The sequence below is a fragment of the Billgrantia sulfidoxydans genome, from assembly GCF_017868775.1.
GTDB lineage: Bacteria > Pseudomonadota > Gammaproteobacteria > Pseudomonadales > Halomonadaceae > Halomonas > Halomonas sulfidoxydans.
The window spans coordinates 36,711-53,336 of the sequence record NZ_CP053381.1; the positions used below are offsets into that span (position 1 = coordinate 36,711).

Sequence of the window (16,626 nt, forward strand, 5' to 3'; positions counted from 1 at the left end):
GTTGGCGATGACCGACTTGTGCGCTTCTGCGTTCCTGTTTAGGTTGTATGATGTATGACAACTGAAGGCGATAGGACTCCAGACCGGACCGAAGTTGCCTTCCAACGGGCCGATGCATGAACAAGAGGATGTCTCCGTGAAGTTTTCCAGAGCAGCCGTGATGGAAGCCTTGGGCGATGGATTGCTGTCTTTCCCCATTACCGATTTCGATAAGGAGGGGCGGTTCGATGCGGACAGTTACCGTCGTCGTCTGGAGTGGTTCATCAGCCATGACATCTCGGCCGTATTCGTCGCCGGCGGCACGGGGGAGTTCTTCAATCTCACGCTCGACGAGTACCGCGATGTGGTTCGTGTGGCCGTCGAAACCGTCGCCGGCAGACTGCCGGTCATCGCCAGCTCGGGCCTGAGCGTTGCCAGCGGCAAGGCCTTCGCCAAGGCGGCCGAAGAGGCGGGCGCCGACGGCATCCTGCTGATGCCGCCCTACCTGACCGAATGCCCCCAAGACGGCTTGGTGGAGTATGCCCGAGCGATATGTGACTGGACCGATCTCAGCATCATTTACTACAACCGCGGCAACGGCGTGCTCGGCGCCGAGGCGGTGCGCGAGCTGGCCGATGCCTGCCCCAACCTGATCGGGCTGAAGGATGGCAAGGGCGACATCCAGGCACTGAACAGGATCATCAAGACCATTGGCGATCGGCTGGTTTACGTGGGAGGTGTGCCCACCGCCGAGATCTTCGCCGAGGCGTACCTTGCCATCGGTGTGAATACCTATTCATCCGCCGTATTCAATTTCGTGCCGGACATGGCGGTGAAGTTCTACCAGGAACTCCGCGCGGGCAATGCCGAGGTCGTGAAGCGCATCACCCACGACTTCTTCATTCCCTTCGTGGATCTCAGGGACCGAAAGCCAGGCTATGCCGTCAGCCTGATCAAGGCCGGGGCCGAGATCATCGGCCGTCCGGCCGGTAGTGTCAGGGCACCTTTGGTCATGCCCACTTCGGAGGAGCGTCATCGGCTGGAAAGACTCGTCGGCATCGCTCAGCAGTTGTAACGCCAATCCACACAAGCTCGTACCCTAGAGCAACAAGCGAGGAGCACGTCATGAAAACAATCTCAACAAACAAGACGTTCTGTGCCATTGCCGTTTCCGCCGCCCTGGCGGCCATGGCGCTGCCGGTGCAGGCCGATACCTGGCGCGGCTGGAACATCCACCCGCCGGGCTACCCCAACACCGTGGCGCTGGAAGCCTTTGCCGAGAACGTGACCGAGCGCACCGAGGGGCGCATCACCGCGCAGGTCTACAACAACGGCGTGCTTGGCGACCAGCCCGATGCCATCGAGCAGACCCGCAGCGGGGTGCTGAATTTCGCCAACTTCAACATGGGACCGATGGGACCCATCGTGCCGGAGACCAACGTCCTCTCGTTGCCCTTCATCTTCCGCAGCGTCGAGCACATGCACGAAGTCATGGATGGCGAGATCGGCCAGCAGTTTGCCGACGCCCTCGCCGAGAAGAATCTGGTGGCCCTCTCCTGGTTCGACTCCGGCGAGCGCAGCCTCTACAACACCAAGCGCCCGGTCCATATGCCCGAAGACATGCAGGGGCTCAAGATCCGGGTCATGAACAACGACCTCTACGTCGACATGATCGAGGCGCTGGGCGGCAACGCGACGCCGATGGCCTATGGTGAGGTATACCAGTCGTTGAAGACCGGCGTGCTCGACGGGGCGGAGAACAACTACCCCTCCTTCCAATCCAGCAACCACTACGAGGCCGCCGAGTACTACTCCCTCACGGAACACCTGATCATTCCCGAGTGCCTGTGCATCGCCAAGGCGAGCTGGGAGGCGCTCTCCGCCGAGGACCAGGAGATCGTGCGCGAGGAGGCGATCAAGGCTTCGCAGATGCAGCGCGAGCTGTGGGTCGAGGGCTCCGAGGCGAGCCGCCAGGTCGTGCTGAACGCCGGCGTTCAGATCAACGAGGTGGAGGACAAGGCCGCCTTCCAGCAGCGGATGGAGCCGGTCTACGCGGGTTTCATCGAGGAAAATCCCGACCTCGAGAGCCTGGTCGACGCCATCCGGAACTCGAACTGAGCTTCGCTGCGATGCCCCCTTGGCGCCCTGGCGCCAAGGGGGAAGGAGGCATACGCCCATGAGAACCCATGTCGATGTCGAGGCTGCCGTGACGTTCCCCCGCCTGAAGCACATTGCCGGCAAGGTACTGGATGGCCTGGCCAGCCTCTGCCTGGCGGCGGCGGGCGTCATGCTCGTCTTTCTCATCGCCATCTTCGGCTGGCTGGTGTTCGGCCGCTACGTGCTCAACAACACGCCGACCTGGGTCGAGCAGGCTGCCCTGCTGCTGGTGGTCTACATCACCTGCCTGGGGGCCGCGGCCGGGGTCAGGGGAAATTCCCACTTGAGCATCGACTTCGTGCGCGAAGGCATGCCCGAGCCCTTCAGGACGCTCTTTCGCTACGTCGCCGATCTCTTCGTCATCGCCTTCGGCGCCTTCATGGCCTACCAGGGCTGGGGCCTGGTGATGGCCAACCTCGAGCGGGCGATTCCGATGATCCGCCTCGCCGAGAGCTGGCGCGCCGCGCCCCTGGTGATCTGCGGCGTGCTGATCGTGCTGTTCTCCGTGGCCAACATCGTGTCGCGCATTACCGCTTACGAATCCAACGAGGGTAACTGACATGGGCCTGGCCATTCTGTTCGGTGTCTTCTTTCTCGGCCTGGTGGCAGGCGCCCCCGTGGCATTCGCCGTGGGGCTGGCCGCCGTGGCCACCTTCCTCTACGAGGGGCTACCGCTGTTCGTGGCGTTCCAGCGCATCCTGTCGGGGATCTCGGTCTTCTCGCTGCTGGCCATTCCATTCTTCATCTTTGCCGGCGAGCTGATGCTGCACGGCGGGATCTCCGCCCGCCTGGTGCGCCTGGCGTCCGCTGCGGTAGGCAGGATGCGCGGCGGACTGGGCATCGTCAACGTCAGCTCCTCGATGCTGTTCGGCGGCATTTCTGGCTCGGCCGTGGCCGATACCTCGGCGCTCGGTTCGATCCTGGTGCCGGTAATGAAGGAGAAGGGCTACGATGCCGACTATGCCGTCAACGTCACGGTGACCTCCTCGGTCGCCGGCGTGGTGATCCCCCCGAGCCACAACATGATTCTCTATGCCGTGGCGGCCGGCGGTGGCATTTCGGTCACCCAGCTGTTCATCGCCGGTATCGTGCCGGGCATCCTGATGTGTCTGACGCTGGCCGTGGCGGCCTACCTGGTGGCGGTGAAACGCGGCTACCGGGGCGAGACCTTTCCCGGCTGGGACGTGCTGATCATCAGCCTGGCCGCGGCCCTGCCGGGGCTGCTCACGGCGGTGATCATCGTCGGCGGGGTGCTGTCGGGCATTCTCACCGTGACCGAATCCGGGGCCTTCGGCGCCATCTATGCCATCGTCGTCACCGCGCTGGTCTACCGCGAGCTGCGCTGGGCCTCGTTCAAGGCGGCGGTGCTGCAGTCGGTGAAGACCACCGCGCTGGTGATGATCCTGGTCGGCTGCGCCTCGGCGTTCTCCTACCTGCTGGCGCTCTACAACGTGCCGCTGCTGCTGACCGACGTGCTGATGGCGCTGTCCGACAAGCCCATCGTCATCTTCCTGCTGCTCAACCTGCTGTTGCTGGGGCTCGGCATGATCATGGACATGGCGGCGCTGATCCTGATCTGTACGCCAATCTTCCTGCCGGTGGCGATGCAGTTCGGCATGGATCCGATCCAGTTCGGCATCATCATGATGATGAACCTGGGGCTGGGGCTGTGCACGCCGCCGGTGGGGGCCTGCCTGTTCGTCGGCTGCGTGATCGGCAAGATCAAGATCGAAGAGGCCGTGCGCACCATCTGGCCCTTCTACCTGGCGCTGTTCGTCGCCCTGATGCTGGTGACCTACGTGCCGGCCGTCTCGCTGTCGCTGCCGGTGCTGTTCCGCTGAGCCTCCCTTCGACCGAACCGTAACGGACTCGATGATGAAAATTGCAGCCGTACACACCCATATCCTCGACCACGTGCTCGACACCGCCTTCGAGAGCGCTTCGATGCACTTCGCCCGGCGCCAGCACTGCCTGGTCGAGATCGTCTGCGACGACGGCACCACCGGCTGGGGCGAGTGCCTGGGGCCGGCCCAGCCCAACGCGGCGGTGGTCAAGGCCTACAGTGCCGCGCTGATCGGTCAGGACCCGCTGCAGACCGAGAAGCTCTGGCTCGAGCTCTACAATCGACTGCGCGACCAGGGCCAGCGCGGCCTGACCGTGACCGCCCTGAGCGGCATCGACATCGCCCTGTGGGACATCAAGGGCAAGCACTTCGGCGTGCCGATCTCGACCCTGCTCGGCGGCCGCTTCCGCGACAGCGTGCGGGCCTACGCCACCGGCTCGTTCCGCCGGGAAGGCGTCGACCGGGTCGAGGACATCGCCCGCGAGGTGGCGGGCTACCGCCGCGAAGGCTTCCACGCGGTGAAGATCAAGATCGGTTTCGACGTCGAGGAGGACCTGCGCGTCATCGAGGCGGTGCGCGAATCGATCGGGCCCGACATGCGCCTGATGATCGACGCCAATCACGGCTACGACACTCTGGAAGCCGTCGAAGTGGGCCGGCGGGCGGCGAAGTTCGGCATCGACTGGTTCGAGGAGCCGGTGCTGCCCGAGCATGTCTCGGCCTACCGGGCGGTGCGTGCCGATCAGCCGATCCCGGTGGCCGGCGGCGAGACCTGGCACGGCCGTTATGCCATGCACGAGCCGCTGGCGACCCGCGCCGTGGACATCGTCCAGCCCGACATCTGCGGCGTCGGTGGCTTCACCGAGATTCGCCGGGTGGCGGACATGGCGGCGCTGCACGGCGTGCGCCTGGTGCCGCACGTATGGGGCACCGCGGTATGCCTGGCCGCCAGCCTGCAGTTCATGGCCGCCCTGCTGCCCAACCCGCCGCGGCGCGACCCGATCGAGCCGATTCTCGAGTTCGATCGCACCGAGAACCCCTTCCGCCAGGCGGTGGTGACGACGCCCATCGAACACCACCGGGGCGTGGTGGCGATACCGGACGGGCCCGGGCTCGGCATCGAGATCGACCGCGAGGCCCTCGCCCGCTTCGCCCTCGAGGAGGCATGACGAACGTGACCGCGATACCTGCCAATACCCGGCCGCTGGACGGTCCGCCGCCGCGGCTGGCCGCACCGCCGGGTGCCACCGACTGCCACATGCACCTCTACCTGCCGGGCTTCGCGGCCCAGCCCGGCGGGCCCGGCATCGTCGAGCTGGCCACGGTCGAGGATTACCGCCGGGTGCAGGCGCGTCTGGGGCTGGAGCGGGTGGTGGTCACCCAATCCAACGCCTATCAGCTCGACAACGGTGCGCTGCTCGAAGCCCTCGGCCAATTGGGCACTGAAACGGCGCGCGGTGTGGCGGCGGTGGCCCCCGGCACCGCTGAGACGACGCTGCGCGACTGGCATGCCAAAGGCGTGCGCGGCGCGCGCATCATGAACCTGCCCGGCGGCGCCGTGACCCATGCCGACATGCCCGCGGTCGAGCGCCTGGTCCGTCCGCTGGGCTGGCACCTGATGGTGCAGTTCAACGGCCAGCACCTGGACGATTACCTCGACGGCCTGCAGCGCCTCGAGGGCGACTACATCATCGACCATATCGGCAAGTTCATGCCGCCGGTGCCGGCGAACGATCGCCGCGTCGACGCCATCCTGCGGCTGCTCGATCGCGGCAACGCCTGGTTCAAGCTGTGTGGCGGCTACGAGACCAGCACAATCGGGGGGCCGCGCTACGAGGACGTCGGCGCCATCGCCTGGCGTGTCGTTGCCCATGCCCCCGAGCGGGTGATCTGGGGCTCGAACTGGCCCCATGTCGGCGTGCCGCGCGAGCGCTATCCCGATGATGCCGAGCAGCTCGACGTGCTGCTCGGCTGGGCCGGACCCGAGACACGCCGCCGGATCCTGGTCGACAACCCTGCCGCCCTGTACGGCTTCTGAACCCTTGTCCGAAGGAGGAAAGTGCATGATCGATCGACTGTTGGTAACGGGCGCCGCCGGCGGCATGGGCCGCATCATCCGGCCGCACCTGGCGCAGCTGGCGCGTACGGTGCGGCTGTCGGACATCGCCGAGCTGGGCGAGGCGGCCAGCCACGAGGAACTCGTGCCGTGCGACCTCGCCGACGCCGGGGCGGTGGGTAAGCTGGTGCAGGGCTGCGACGCCATCATCCACCTGGGCGGCGTCTCGGTGGAGAAGCCTTGGGCGAGCCTGCTGCAGGCCAACATCGTCGGTACCTACAACCTCTACGAGGCGGTGCGCCGACACGGCAAGCCGCGGGTGATCTTCGCCAGCTCCAACCACACCACCGGCTACTACGAGCGGTCGCGGCGCATCGACACCGAGGTGCCGCACCGGCCCGACTCGCTCTACGGCGTGACCAAGTGTTTCGGCGAAGACCTGGCCAGCCTGTATCATGACAAGTTCGGCGTCGAGACGCTCAGCGTGCGCATCGGCTGGTGCCACCCCAAGCCGACCGACACGCGCAAGCTGGCGATCTGGCTCAGCGCCGAGGATTTCATCAGCCTGGTGCAGCGGGCCATCGTCACCCCGCGCCTGGGCTGCACGGTGGTCTACGGCTTCTCGAACAATGCCGAACGCTGGTGGGACAACAGCAAGGCGGCCTTTCTCGGCTGGGTGCCGAAGGACAGCTCGGCGGCCTGGCGCGAGGAGATGGAAGCGCTCGACGCGAATCTCGATCCCACGGATCCGGCGGTCGTCTACCAGGGCGGATCCTTTGCCAGCTCCGGGCACCCCGACGATTGAGGGGCCGTCTACCCTTACCACGAACCATGACCGATGGATGGCGATATGGCAGGTAAATCCGATATCACGGCCGACTTCAAGCAACTGAAAGTCCAGAAGCTTTCACGCGAAGGCAGCCTCTCCCTGCATGTCGCCGACCAGCTCGAGGCGCTGATCGTCAACGGCGGGATCGGCGTGGGCGAGAAGCTGCCGACTGAGAACGGACTGTGCGACGTCTTCGGCGTCAGCCGCACGGTGATCCGCGAAGCCATCACCCATCTCAAGTCGCTGGGGCTGGTGGAGACCCGCCGCGGCGTCGGCACCACCGTGCTGCGCTCGACCAGCGTCGAGGCGATGCCGGCGAAACGCATCAGCCCGACAACCGTGGAGGACATCCTGCACGTGCTCGAGCTGCGGCTCAACCTGGAACCGGCGGCGGCGGCGCTGGCCGCCGAGCGGCACGACGAGGAGGACGAACACACCCTCGTGGAGAAGCATGCGGCCTTCATCGAGGCGCGTGCGGCGAAGTCCCAGGCGCGCGAAGAGGACTACGAGTTCCACTATGCGATCGCCGCCGCCACCAAGAATCCTTTCTTCAAGATGTTCTACGAGCAGCTCAGCCAGGGTGTGATTCCCCGCGCCAAGCTGATGAGCATCGAGATCAACACCGCGGCCACCGACAAGTACCTCGCCCGGGTCGAGGAAGAACATACCTACATTCTCGAGGCGATCCTGGCCCGTGACCCCGAGGCAGCGCGTGAGATGATGTACCAGCATCTCAACCGCGCGCGGACCATGTACGCCAAGTACCAGGAAGCCTAAGTACCGGAAGCCCAAGTACCGGAAGCCCAAGTACCGGAAGCCCAAGTACCGAAGCCCAAGTACCGAAGCCCAAGTACCGGAAGACAGGAGCCATCATGACCCCGCAAGGCAAGATGCTGATCGGCCGCGAGGCCGCAAGCGGCAGTTCAAAGCCCATCCACGCCGTCAATCCCGCCACCGGCGAGCAGCTCGCGCCTACCTATGCCGGCGGCACCCAGGCCGAGGTCGAGCGCGCCTGTGAGCTGGCCGAGGCGGCCTTCGCCACCTACCGCGAGACCACGCTGGAGCAGCGTGCGGCGTTTCTCGACACCGTGGCCAGCGAGATCGAGGCCATCGGCGACGAGCTGATCGAACGCGCCATCGCCGAGACCGGCCTGCCCCGGGCGCGCCTGGAGGGCGAGCGCGGCCGCACCTGCGGCCAGCTGCGCCTGTTCGCCAGCGTGGTGCGCGCCGGCGAGTGGCTTGACCTGCGCCTCGACCCGGCGCTGCCCGAGCGCGAGCCGATGCCCCGCGCCGACCTGCGCCAGCGTCATATTCCGCTCGGCCCCGTCGCCGTGTTCGGCGCCAGTAACTTCCCGCTGGCCTTCTCCGTGGCCGGTGGCGACACCGCCTCGGCGCTGGCCGCCGGCTGCCCGGTGATCGTCAAGGGTCACTCGGCCCACCCCGGCACCTCCGAGCTGGTCGGTCGTGCCGTGCAGCGCGCGGTCGAGAAGCGCGACCTGCCGGAAGGCACCTTCTCGCTGCTGTTCGGTTCGGGCAGCGAGATCGGCCAGGCGCTGGTCGCTGATCCGCGCATCCAGGCGGTGGGCTTCACCGGCTCCCGCGGCGGCGGCACGGCCTTGATGAAGACCGCCCAGGCCCGCCCCCAGCCGATCCCGGTCTACGCCGAGATGAGTTCGATCAACCCGGTGTTCCTGCTGCCCGAGGCATTGCGTGCCCGTGGGGCGAAGATCGCCGAGGGCTTCGTCGCCTCGCTCAACATGGGCGCCGGGCAGTTCTGCACCAACCCGGGCTTGGTCATCGCGGTGAAGGGCCCCGAGCTTTCCGCCTTCGTCGAGGCCGCGGCTGACGCGGTGAAGGCCAGCGCCGCCCAGACCATGCTCACTCCGGGCATCCACGCGGCCTACGAGCAGGGCGTGGGCTGGCTTTCGAGCAACGACAAGGTCAGGGAAGTCGCCCGCGGCCAGGTGGGCGAATCGGCCCACCCGTGCCAGGCGGGGCTTTACGTCACCGCGGCCGGGGACTTCCTCGCGGATACCGAGCTGCAGGAGGAGGTGTTCGGCGCAACCTCGCTGGTGATCGAGTGCGCCGATCAGCACGAGATGCGCCAGGTCGCCTCGCAGCTCGAAGGCCAGCTCACCGCCACGCTGCAGATGGACGACGCCGACCTGGACGCGGCGAAAGCGCTGCTGCCGATCCTCGAGCGCAAGGCGGGACGGATCCTGGCCAACGGCTGGCCCACCGGGGTCGAGGTCTGCCACGCCATGGTCCACGGCGGGCCCTACCCGGCGACCTCCGACTCGCGCACCACCTCGGTGGGCAGCGCGGCGATCTTCCGCTTCCTGCGCCCGGTGTGCTACCAGGCGCTGCCGCAGGGCCTGCTGCCCGAGGCGCTCAAGGACGGCAATCCGTGGAAGGTCTCACGACTGGTGGATGGCAAGCGCGAGGCGTAGCACCGGCACTGGAACGATTGGAACTCTTGGCGGCCTTCGGGCCGCCTTTTTTTCCCGCATTTGCCATAATGGCTCCCTACCCACCTGCGGAGCTATGCATGGCCTCTCTTCCCAACGACCGTCGCCAGGGTCGCCCCAATTCTCCAAGGCCCCCATCGGAACGTCAGCGCGAACGCGCCTCGCGCACGCCCAAGGCCCAGGTGGGCGAAGTGGCCTACCTGGAGGTGGTCACGGTCAACGAGACCGGTGCCTTTCTCGACTGGGGCCATACGCGCGACGTGCTGCTGCCCTTCGGCGAGCAGCGCTTCCGGCCCACGCCGGGCAAGCGGGTGCTGGTGCGGCTCTACGAGGACCAGCAGGGGCGGCCGGTGGCGTCGCAGAAGCTCGATCGCTTCGTGCTGGACGAGGCGATGGGGCTGGCGCCGGGCGACGAGGTGGAACTGATCGTCGCCGACGCCACCGACCTCGGCTACAAGGCGGTGGTCAATCATCGCTTCTGGGGGCTGCTCTATCGCGACGATGCCACCCGGCCACTGCGCCGGGGGCAGCGGGCCAAGGGCTACGTCAAGCGCGTGCGCGACGACGGCCGGCTCGATCTCTCGCTGCTGCCGCCGGGGCCGGCACGTCTCGACGTGGTGGGCGAGCAGGTGCTCAAGGCGCTGCGCGAGAGCGGCGGCTACCTGCCGCTCTCGGACAGCAGCGATGCCGCGGCGATCAAGGCGCGCCTGGGGGTGAGCAAGAACGCCTTCAAGCAGGCCATCGGGCGGCTCTACAAGCGACGCCTGATCGTCATCGAGGCCCACGGTATCCGCCTGGTGCCGGGGGCTACCACCGAGCCGGGCTAGCCGGCCGCCGGTCGGGGCGATCAGTCGAGCGCTTGGAACTCCTCCTCGTGCAGCCAGGCGGCATGCTTGGGCGCGCGCTTGGTCTTCGACCACTCCTCGACCATCGCCGGCGCCACCTCCTTGAGCTGGCGCATCTGCTCCGGCGTGCCCTTCACGTAGGTCAGCTCCAGGCGATGGCCGTTGGGGTCGAAGAAGTAGATCGAGCGGATGATGCCGTGCTCGGTGGGGCCGATCACCTCCACGCCCTTGCTCTCGAGCTGCGCCTTCGCCGACAGCAGGGCCGCTTCGTCGGCCACCCGGAAGGCGATATGCTGGACCCACTCCGGGGTGTTGGGGTCGCGGCCCATCTCGGGCGAGTTGGGCAGCTCGAAGAAGGCCAGAATGTTGCCGTTGCCGGCGTCCAGGAACAGGTGCATGTAGGGATCGGGCGCCTTGGTGGAGGGCACGCGGTCCTCGGCGATGGCGACCAGGAACTCCATGTTGAGCTTGTCCTGGTACCACTCGACGGTTTCCTTGGCATCGCGGCAGCGATAGGCGACGTGGTGGATCTGCTGGATATCGATCATGACGGGTCTCGCAATGGTGGGCTGGGGAGCGCCAGGGACCTGCGTGGGCTTTTTCAGCCTCTATTTTAGTTTCATTTGAAACTAAAATAGAGGGGCTCGGCGTGCCCTGTCAAGCCGTCTTGGTGTTGCCCGGAGCCCTGGGTCATACTGCGCTCACTTCCCGCATCACGATGGAACGCTGCCGATGAGCCGACAGACGAGCGAACGATCCCTGCGGGTGGGCGTGGTGATGGACTCCATCGCCCACCTCACCTACAAGAAGGACACCACCCTGGCCATGCTGTGGGCGGCCCAGGAGCGCGGCTGGTCGCTGCACTACATGGAGCAGGAGGATCTCTACCTGCGCGATGGCCGGGCCCACGCGCGCATGCGTGACCTGGCCGCCTTCCGCAACCCCGACGACTGGTACGCGCTGGGGGCGCCGGAGGCGCGTCCGCTGGCCGAGCTCGATGTGATCCTGATGCGCAAGGACCCGCCGGTCGATGCGCACTTCCTCAATGCCGTGCACCTGCTGGGCTTCGCGGAACGCGAGGGCGTGCTGGTGGTCAATCCCACGCGGGCCTTGCTGGAGTGCAACGAGAAGCTGTTCGCCCAGCAGTTCCCGCAGTGCTGCACGCCGACGGTAGTGTCGTGCAGCGAAGCGGTATTGCGCGCCTTCCATGCCGAGCACCAGGACGTGATCTTCAAGCCGCTGGACGGCATGGGCGGCAGCGGGATCTTCCATGTCCGCCCCGAAGGGCGGAACCTAGGGGCCATCATCGAGACGCTGAGCGAACGCGGCCAGCGCCAGATCATGGCCCAGCGCTACATTCCCGAGATCAAGGACGGCGATACCCGTATCCTGCTGGTGGACGGCGAGCCGGTACCCTACGGCCTGGCCCGGGTGCCCATGGCCGGCGAGACCCGCGGCAACCTGGCCGCCGGCGGCACCGGCGTCAGCCGCGAGCTGACCGCCCGCGACCACTGGCTGATCGGGCAGGTGCAGCCGATGATCCGCGAGAAGGGGCTGATGTTCGTCGGGCTCGACGTGATCGGCGACTACATCACCGAGATCAACGTGACGAGCCCCACCTGCGTGCGCGAGATCGACGACCAGCGCGGTACCGACATCGCCGGCCTGCTGATGGATGCCATCGAGCGGCGCCTGGCGCAGCGGTCGTAACGCAGATAAGGCAAGGGGAGGTTGGGCTCCATCCATGGCGGCCTCGATCAGCGACTCCATCCACTACGCGCCGGTCACGCGACCCTATCGTCGCTGGTTGGCGCTGTCCGCCGCGCTGCTGCTGCACCTGCTGCTGTTCGGGATAGTGGCGAGCCGGCAGTTCGCCCCGGCGCCGTTGGAGCGCACCAGCCTGGATGTGGTACTGGTGACCCGCCCGGCCGAGGCGCCGGTGGACGCCGATGCCATCGCCGAGGCGGAGCAGGCGGCGGCCGGTGAGCAAGCCGAGGAGGCACCCGCCGAGCAGCGAGCGGCACCGCTGGAGGAGTTGCCGGTGCCGGAGGCACCGCAGCGTACGGTGGAGCCGGCCACGTCAAGCGAGGCCGAGCGCCCCGACGCCGAGCCCGCCGACGAAGCGCCAGCCGAAGCCACCGAGGAGAGCGAAGCCCCGCCACGGACGGAGCCGCAGAGCGCCCCCCCGCCGGAGGCATTATCCGCGGAGCCGACCGCCGCGGCGCCTTCTGCGTCGGGGCGCGACCTGCTCGCTCAGGCCACCAGCAGCATTCGCCAGCAGGGGCTCGACGCCAACCTCGCGGGGCCGGCCGACGACCCGCCGCGATCCGCCGCCCGGCGCGCCGCCGAGGCGCGCTACATCGACGACTGGACCCGCCGCGTCGAGGACTACGGCAACCGGGTGCATCCGGCACCAAGCCACCTGCACGGCCAGCTGCGCATCCGCGTGGTGATCGGACGCGATGGTCAGCTTCGCCAGGCGGAGGTGATACAATCTTCAGGACATACCGAACTCGATCAGGCGGCACTCGATACCGTGCGCGGTGCCGGGCCCTACCGGCCCTTCGACAGCACCATGGGTGAGCGGGACAGCCTCTCCATCACCCGCGTCTGGCGGTTCGGGCAAGGCAATCATTTTGGCGTGCGCTAACAGGAACGATTCGTACCGCGTTTCCTCGGCCCATCATCGCCGCCCGGGAGTCCCATGCAATCCGTGCAAAACCTAGGCTTGAGACATCATTTTCTGCTGGCGATGCCGCACCTGGAAGATCCCAACTTTACCGGCACCCTCAGCTATCTCTGCGACCACGACGAGAACGGCACCATGGGCGTGATCGTCAACCGGCCGCTGGAGATCACCCTCGATGCGCTGTTCGAGCAGCTCGAGCTCGACGGCGAGGAGAGCCCGCATCGCAATGCGCCGGTCTACTACGGCGGCCCAACCCACAAGGACCGCGGCTTCATCCTGCACCGCGGCTCCAGCGAGCCCTGGGACTCCAGTATCCAGGTCGATGACGACATCGCTCTCACCACCTCCATGGACATCCTGCTGGCGCTGGCCGCGGGGAACGGTCCCGAGGAGTTTCTGGTGTGCCTCGGCTGTGCCGGCTGGGAGGCGGGCCAGCTCGAACAGGAGCTCAAGGACAACGCCTGGCTCACCGTCGAGGCGCAGCCCGACATTCTGTTCAAGGTGCCGGCGGAGCAGCGCCTCGGTGCCGCCGCCGGCATTCTCGGCGTGGACCTCAACCTGATGTCGCGGGAGGCCGGGCACTCGTAATGGCCGATGCGGGAGCGCGCCTGATCCTGGCCTTCGACTTCGGCAGCCGCCGCATCGGCGTGGCGGTGGGCAACGAGCTGCTCGCCAGCGCCCGCCAGCTCGAGCCGCTGCCGGCCCGCGACGGCATCCCCGACTGGAACGTCGTCACGCGGCTGGTCGAGGAGTGGCGGCCGGACCTGTTCGTGGTGGGGTTGCCGCTCAACATGGACGGCAGCGAATCGCAGATGAGCCTGCGTGCGCGCAAGTTCGGCAAGCGCCTCTACGGCCGCTACGGCAAGCCCTGCGAGATGGTCGACGAGCGCGGTTCCACCCGCGAGGCCAAGGCCATCGCGCGCGAGTCGGGGCGGCTGCGCAACCCCGCCAAGAGCTACCGCGACGAGGGCGTCGACGGCATCGCGGCAGTGCTGATCCTCGAGAGCTGGTTCGCCCGCCGGGAAGGCCTGCCGCCGCGCTGACGACAGGCCGGGGCAGGGCTCAGGTGGTCAGCACCCGCTCCTCGTCGTACTGCGCGGCGATGTCGTTCACCGAGATGCAGGTGTACTTGAGCACGAAGAAGGCCAGCGTGGCGGGGCAGGTGAAGCTCTCCTCGAAGCGTTCCACCTGGCCACCGTAGCCGCGGGTGACGCTGGCGCGATAGGCGTTGCCTGCCTTGGTCAGCTTGACCGTGGCCTGGCGGTCGGCCTCCTGCTTCTCCAGCACCAGCTCGCGCTGCCTGGCCAGCAGCTCGTCGAGCATCTTGCCGCCTTCGCGCTCCTCGGGCGTGGCCCACACCTCCTGGTCCCGCTTGCCGTACTGGAACAGCAGGATTGCCGGCATCACGGAGAAGATGGCGCCGGTCAAGAGCCAGGTCAGCTCGGCCCCGGGGGGATGCAGCGCGAACACGGCGAACAGTTGCACCAGGAAGGCGGCGGCGAGGATGCCCGCCAGCGGGCGCCACATGCGCGGGTTCATCACCGGCTTGCCCATGGTGTGGCCCCACAGGCCGGCTGCGACCAGGGCGCCCAGCCCTACCGTGACCACGCCCCACGGCGGGCCTCCGCCCACCAGCAGGGCGATGACGCCGATCGCCACCAGCACGCTGTAGAACACCGCCAGCAATATGTACGCTCGTTCCAGGTTCATGCGTCACCTCTCCTTTCTCCGGTTGCCTCGGCGGGCAACGCCATTGTTCTTCAAGAGTGTTCTTCGAGTTCGTCAGGTTCCGTTCGTCCTCAGCATAGCGATGCCCGGCGTTGGCTGCACCGTTACAGTGAGGGATCGTCGACGCCGACCCGTTCGGGCACGAACCAGCGCACCGGGCGCAGGTCCTTCTCGATCAGCGCCTCCACCTGCAGCAGGGTGGCGAAGATCGCCATGCGCACCGGAATGCCGTTGTCGGTCTGGCGGAAGATCGCCAGGCGCGGGTCGCCGTTGAGGTCCACGTCGAGGTCGTTGGCGTCCGGGCGGCTGTCGCGGGGCAGCGGGTGCATGACGATGGTGTCGCGGCCGCAGCGCTGGTCCATGAAGGCGCGGTCGACGGTGAAGTCGCGCGACAGGCTGAAGCCCTCGCTCATCTCGGCGGTGAAGCGCTCCTTCTGGATGCGGGTCGTGTAGACCACGTCCACGTCGGCATAGTCGTCGGCCAGGCTTCCGCGCTGTTCGACGCGGTGGCCGCGGGAGGCGACCAGATCGATGAGGTAATCGGGCATCTCCAGCCCCGGCGGTGCCACCAGCGTGATGCGCATGGGATCGTAGAGCGACAGCAGCTTGATCAGCGAGTGCACCGTGCGGCCGTACTTGAGGTCGCCGGTGAGCAGTACGTGGGCGCCGGCGAGCGGCTTGCCCAGCCGGGTGAACTCCTTGTCGATGGTATAGAAGTCGAGCAGCGCCTGGCTGGGGTGTTCACCGGGGCCGTCGCCGCCGTTGATCACCGGCACGTGGGTGGCGGCGGCAAACTCCGCCACCGAGCCCTGGTCGGGGTGGCGCATGACGATGGCGTCGCAGTAGCCGCTCATCACCCGGCTGGTGTCGTAGAGCGACTCACCCTTGGCCATGGAGGAGAAGGTGAAGCCGGTGGTGTCGCACACGCTGCCGCCCAGGCGACAGAAGGCGGCGTGGAAGCTGACCCGGGTCCGCGTGCTGGCCTCGAAGAACAGGTTGCCGAGCACGGCGCCCTCCAGCACCCGGGTGACCTGGCGGCGCTGTGCGATGGGCTCCATGCGGGCGGCGACGCGCATCAGGTGGTCGACGCTTTCGCGGGTCAGGGAATCGACGGAGAGAAGGTGGCGACTCATCGAGGGCCTCGAAGATGGCAGCGAAGGATGGCCCGTAGTGTAACGCCACCGGGGCCGCGCTTCACAGCGCGCGACGGCGTGGCGCTCAACGGCCGAGCTGTTCGGCCAATTCCTGTGCGTAAGCCTTCACTTCGCGTATCGCCCGCCCGGTGTCGAGGTCATCCATCGCCACCACGCCCACGCAGGCCTCGAGGCCGGGGCGCAGCTGCGGCGTGGCCACGGAGCTGGCCACGCCCACTGCGCCGCGCTGCAGCTGGCCGCGGGTCAGGCTGTAGCCGTCAGCACGGGCCTGGCGCACCGCCTCGCTGTCGTCTGCGCGCGGTGGGCGTCCGGCGAGAATGGCGATGCCCGCGGCGCCGAGCGTCAGCGGGTGGCGGCTGCCGACCCGATAGCCCACCCGCAGCAGGCCCTCCTCCGGTTCCGCCACCAGCAGCACCACGCACTCCTCGCCCTGGGCCACCGAGACGAAGGCGGTGGCCCGGGTCGCCTTGGCCAGGGCCTGCAGCAGCGGCTGGGCTACGGCGCGCAGCTGGGGCTCGAAGCGCGAGGCCAGCAGCGAGATGCCGGCGCCCAGGCGCAGCGCGCCCTCGCTGGTACGTGCCACCAGGCCGTGCTGCTCGAGGGTGGTAACGATGCGATAGGCGATGGCGCGGTGCACATCCAGCCGCTCGGCGAGTTCGGCGACGCTGATGCCCTCGGCGTGCTCGGCGACGACCTCCAGCGCACGCAGGCCGCGATCCAGGGTTTGCAGGGTGGTGGCCATCGACGGTGTCCCTTGACTTGATGGTGGCAGAGCATGGTAGCGCAGCCGGCAGGGATTGACGGCTTTGCTGGAACTGCCTATGGTCAGCCATATGTTCGTTGAACGATACCAAGTGTGCGATAAAAGTAAAACAGCA

General features: G+C 67.3%; 18 protein-coding genes. 14 read left to right on the top strand and 4 right to left on the bottom strand.

Annotated elements, in window-relative coordinates; all coding sequences use genetic code 11:
• Positions 1 to 136 precede the first annotated feature (136 nt).
• The 10 genes from kdgD (at position 137) to HNO51_RS00210 (ending at position 10,159) form a co-directional block, all read left to right on the top strand.
• The gene (gene kdgD / locus HNO51_RS00165) at positions 137 to 1,054 is read left to right on the top strand and encodes a 5-dehydro-4-deoxyglucarate dehydratase (RefSeq protein WP_197449066.1); all 918 of its coding nucleotides are present in this window, start codon (positions 137 to 139) and stop codon (positions 1,052 to 1,054) included.
• A gap of 50 nt (positions 1,055 to 1,104) precedes the next feature.
• The gene (locus HNO51_RS00170) at positions 1,105 to 2,097 is read left to right on the top strand and encodes a TRAP transporter substrate-binding protein (RefSeq protein ID WP_197449067.1); all 993 of its coding nucleotides are present in this window, start codon (positions 1,105 to 1,107) and stop codon (positions 2,095 to 2,097) included.
• 58 nt (positions 2,098 to 2,155) lie between these two features.
• On the top strand, positions 2,156 to 2,695 hold the full coding sequence (locus HNO51_RS00175) for a TRAP transporter small permease (protein WP_197449068.1): 540 nt from the start codon (positions 2,156 to 2,158) through the stop codon (positions 2,693 to 2,695).
• Between the two features lies 1 nt (position 2,696).
• Positions 2,697 to 3,977, top strand: a complete 1,281-nt coding sequence (locus HNO51_RS00180; protein ID WP_197449069.1) for a TRAP transporter large permease — start codon at positions 2,697 to 2,699, stop codon at positions 3,975 to 3,977.
• A 34-nt stretch (positions 3,978 to 4,011) separates the two neighbouring features.
• Complete coding sequence (locus HNO51_RS00185; RefSeq protein WP_197449070.1) at positions 4,012 to 5,148, top strand: mandelate racemase/muconate lactonizing enzyme family protein; 1,137 nt, start codon at positions 4,012 to 4,014, stop codon at positions 5,146 to 5,148.
• Positions 5,149 to 5,153: 5 nt separating this feature from the next.
• On the top strand, positions 5,154 to 6,017 hold the full coding sequence (locus HNO51_RS00190) for an amidohydrolase family protein (RefSeq protein WP_209539141.1): 864 nt from the start codon (positions 5,154 to 5,156) through the stop codon (positions 6,015 to 6,017).
• 25 nt (positions 6,018 to 6,042) lie between these two features.
• Entirely contained in the window at positions 6,043 to 6,840 is a 798-nt protein-coding gene (locus HNO51_RS00195) for an NAD-dependent epimerase/dehydratase family protein (protein WP_209538222.1), read from the top strand.
• A 45-nt stretch (positions 6,841 to 6,885) separates the two neighbouring features.
• Positions 6,886 to 7,641, top strand: coding sequence for a FadR/GntR family transcriptional regulator (locus HNO51_RS00200; RefSeq protein WP_242597170.1), 756 nt, complete (start codon positions 6,886 to 6,888; stop codon positions 7,639 to 7,641).
• 95 nt (positions 7,642 to 7,736) lie between these two features.
• Complete coding sequence (locus HNO51_RS00205; RefSeq protein ID WP_209538224.1) at positions 7,737 to 9,314, top strand: aldehyde dehydrogenase (NADP(+)); 1,578 nt, start codon at positions 7,737 to 7,739, stop codon at positions 9,312 to 9,314.
• A gap of 98 nt (positions 9,315 to 9,412) precedes the next feature.
• The gene (locus HNO51_RS00210) at positions 9,413 to 10,159 is read left to right on the top strand and encodes a CvfB family protein (protein WP_242597171.1); all 747 of its coding nucleotides are present in this window, start codon (positions 9,413 to 9,415) and stop codon (positions 10,157 to 10,159) included.
• Positions 10,160 to 10,179: 20 nt separating this feature from the next.
• Here HNO51_RS00210 and HNO51_RS00215 read toward each other — a convergent pair whose 3' ends face one another.
• Positions 10,180 to 10,725 (bottom strand): VOC family protein, encoded by a 546-nt coding sequence (locus HNO51_RS00215; protein ID WP_209538225.1) that lies wholly within the window; start codon positions 10,723 to 10,725, stop codon positions 10,180 to 10,182.
• Between the two features lie 184 nt (positions 10,726 to 10,909).
• Here HNO51_RS00215 and gshB point away from each other — a divergent pair, with 184 nt between their 5' ends.
• From gshB to ruvX, 4 genes are read left to right on the top strand one after another with little or no spacing between them, the layout of a single operon-like run.
• Positions 10,910 to 11,887, top strand: coding sequence for a glutathione synthase (gene gshB, locus HNO51_RS00220; protein WP_197449075.1), 978 nt, complete (start codon positions 10,910 to 10,912; stop codon positions 11,885 to 11,887).
• 34 nt (positions 11,888 to 11,921) lie between these two features.
• A complete protein-coding gene (locus HNO51_RS00225; RefSeq protein ID WP_209538226.1) occupies positions 11,922 to 12,827 on the top strand; it encodes an energy transducer TonB in 906 nt (301 codons plus the stop codon).
• Positions 12,828 to 12,881: 54 nt separating this feature from the next.
• On the top strand, positions 12,882 to 13,454 hold the full coding sequence (locus tag HNO51_RS00230) for a YqgE/AlgH family protein (RefSeq protein ID WP_197449077.1): 573 nt from the start codon (positions 12,882 to 12,884) through the stop codon (positions 13,452 to 13,454).
• Complete coding sequence (ruvX, locus tag HNO51_RS00235; protein ID WP_209538227.1) at positions 13,454 to 13,909, top strand: Holliday junction resolvase RuvX; 456 nt, start codon at positions 13,454 to 13,456, stop codon at positions 13,907 to 13,909. Before HNO51_RS00230 ends, ruvX begins: the two co-directional genes overlap by 1 nt.
• A gap of 19 nt (positions 13,910 to 13,928) precedes the next feature.
• On the opposite strand, the gene HNO51_RS00240 is transcribed toward ruvX, so the two are convergent.
• The 3 genes from HNO51_RS00240 to HNO51_RS00250 all read right to left on the bottom strand — a co-directional run bounded on the left by HNO51_RS00240 (position 13,929) and on the right by HNO51_RS00250 (position 16,490).
• Positions 13,929 to 14,576, bottom strand: coding sequence for a hypothetical protein (locus HNO51_RS00240; RefSeq protein ID WP_197449079.1), 648 nt, complete (start codon positions 14,574 to 14,576; stop codon positions 13,929 to 13,931).
• Positions 14,577 to 14,698: 122 nt separating this feature from the next.
• Positions 14,699 to 15,727: an aspartate carbamoyltransferase gene (locus tag HNO51_RS00245; RefSeq protein ID WP_197449080.1), complete on the bottom strand. Its 1,029-nt coding sequence runs from the start codon at positions 15,725 to 15,727 to the stop codon at positions 14,699 to 14,701.
• A gap of 85 nt (positions 15,728 to 15,812) precedes the next feature.
• On the bottom strand, positions 15,813 to 16,490 hold the full coding sequence (locus HNO51_RS00250) for an IclR family transcriptional regulator (RefSeq protein WP_197449081.1): 678 nt from the start codon (positions 16,488 to 16,490) through the stop codon (positions 15,813 to 15,815).
• Positions 16,491 to 16,626: the final 136 nt, after the last annotated feature.

Bases quoted from the DNA above. Each gene is read 5' to 3' on its own strand.
- HNO51_RS00210 (WP_242597171.1), top strand. From the start codon at position 9,413: ATGGCCTCTCTTCCCAACGACCGTCGCCAGGGTCGCCCCAATTCTCCA.
- HNO51_RS00205 (WP_209538224.1), top strand. From the start codon at position 7,737: ATGACCCCGCAAGGCAAGATGCTGATCGGCCGCGAGGCCGCAAGCGGC.
- HNO51_RS00215 (WP_209538225.1), bottom strand. From the start codon at position 10,725: ATGATCGATATCCAGCAGATCCACCACGTCGCCTATCGCTGCCGCGAT.
- ruvX (WP_209538227.1), top strand. From the start codon at position 13,454: ATGGCCGATGCGGGAGCGCGCCTGATCCTGGCCTTCGACTTCGGCAGC.
- HNO51_RS00180 (WP_197449069.1), top strand. From the start codon at position 2,697: ATGGGCCTGGCCATTCTGTTCGGTGTCTTCTTTCTCGGCCTGGTGGCA.
- HNO51_RS00225 (WP_209538226.1), top strand. From the start codon at position 11,922: ATGGCGGCCTCGATCAGCGACTCCATCCACTACGCGCCGGTCACGCGA.
- HNO51_RS00200 (WP_242597170.1), top strand. From the start codon at position 6,886: ATGGCAGGTAAATCCGATATCACGGCCGACTTCAAGCAACTGAAAGTC.
- HNO51_RS00170 (WP_197449067.1), top strand. From the start codon at position 1,105: ATGAAAACAATCTCAACAAACAAGACGTTCTGTGCCATTGCCGTTTCC.
- HNO51_RS00250 (WP_197449081.1), bottom strand. From the start codon at position 16,490: ATGGCCACCACCCTGCAAACCCTGGATCGCGGCCTGCGTGCGCTGGAG.
- gshB (WP_197449075.1), top strand. From the start codon at position 10,910: ATGAGCCGACAGACGAGCGAACGATCCCTGCGGGTGGGCGTGGTGATG.
- HNO51_RS00185 (WP_197449070.1), top strand. From the start codon at position 4,012: ATGAAAATTGCAGCCGTACACACCCATATCCTCGACCACGTGCTCGAC.
- HNO51_RS00175 (WP_197449068.1), top strand. From the start codon at position 2,156: ATGAGAACCCATGTCGATGTCGAGGCTGCCGTGACGTTCCCCCGCCTG.
- HNO51_RS00195 (WP_209538222.1), top strand. From the start codon at position 6,043: ATGATCGATCGACTGTTGGTAACGGGCGCCGCCGGCGGCATGGGCCGC.
- HNO51_RS00240 (WP_197449079.1), bottom strand. From the start codon at position 14,576: ATGAACCTGGAACGAGCGTACATATTGCTGGCGGTGTTCTACAGCGTG.
- HNO51_RS00245 (WP_197449080.1), bottom strand. From the start codon at position 15,727: ATGAGTCGCCACCTTCTCTCCGTCGATTCCCTGACCCGCGAAAGCGTC.
- HNO51_RS00230 (WP_197449077.1), top strand. From the start codon at position 12,882: ATGCAATCCGTGCAAAACCTAGGCTTGAGACATCATTTTCTGCTGGCG.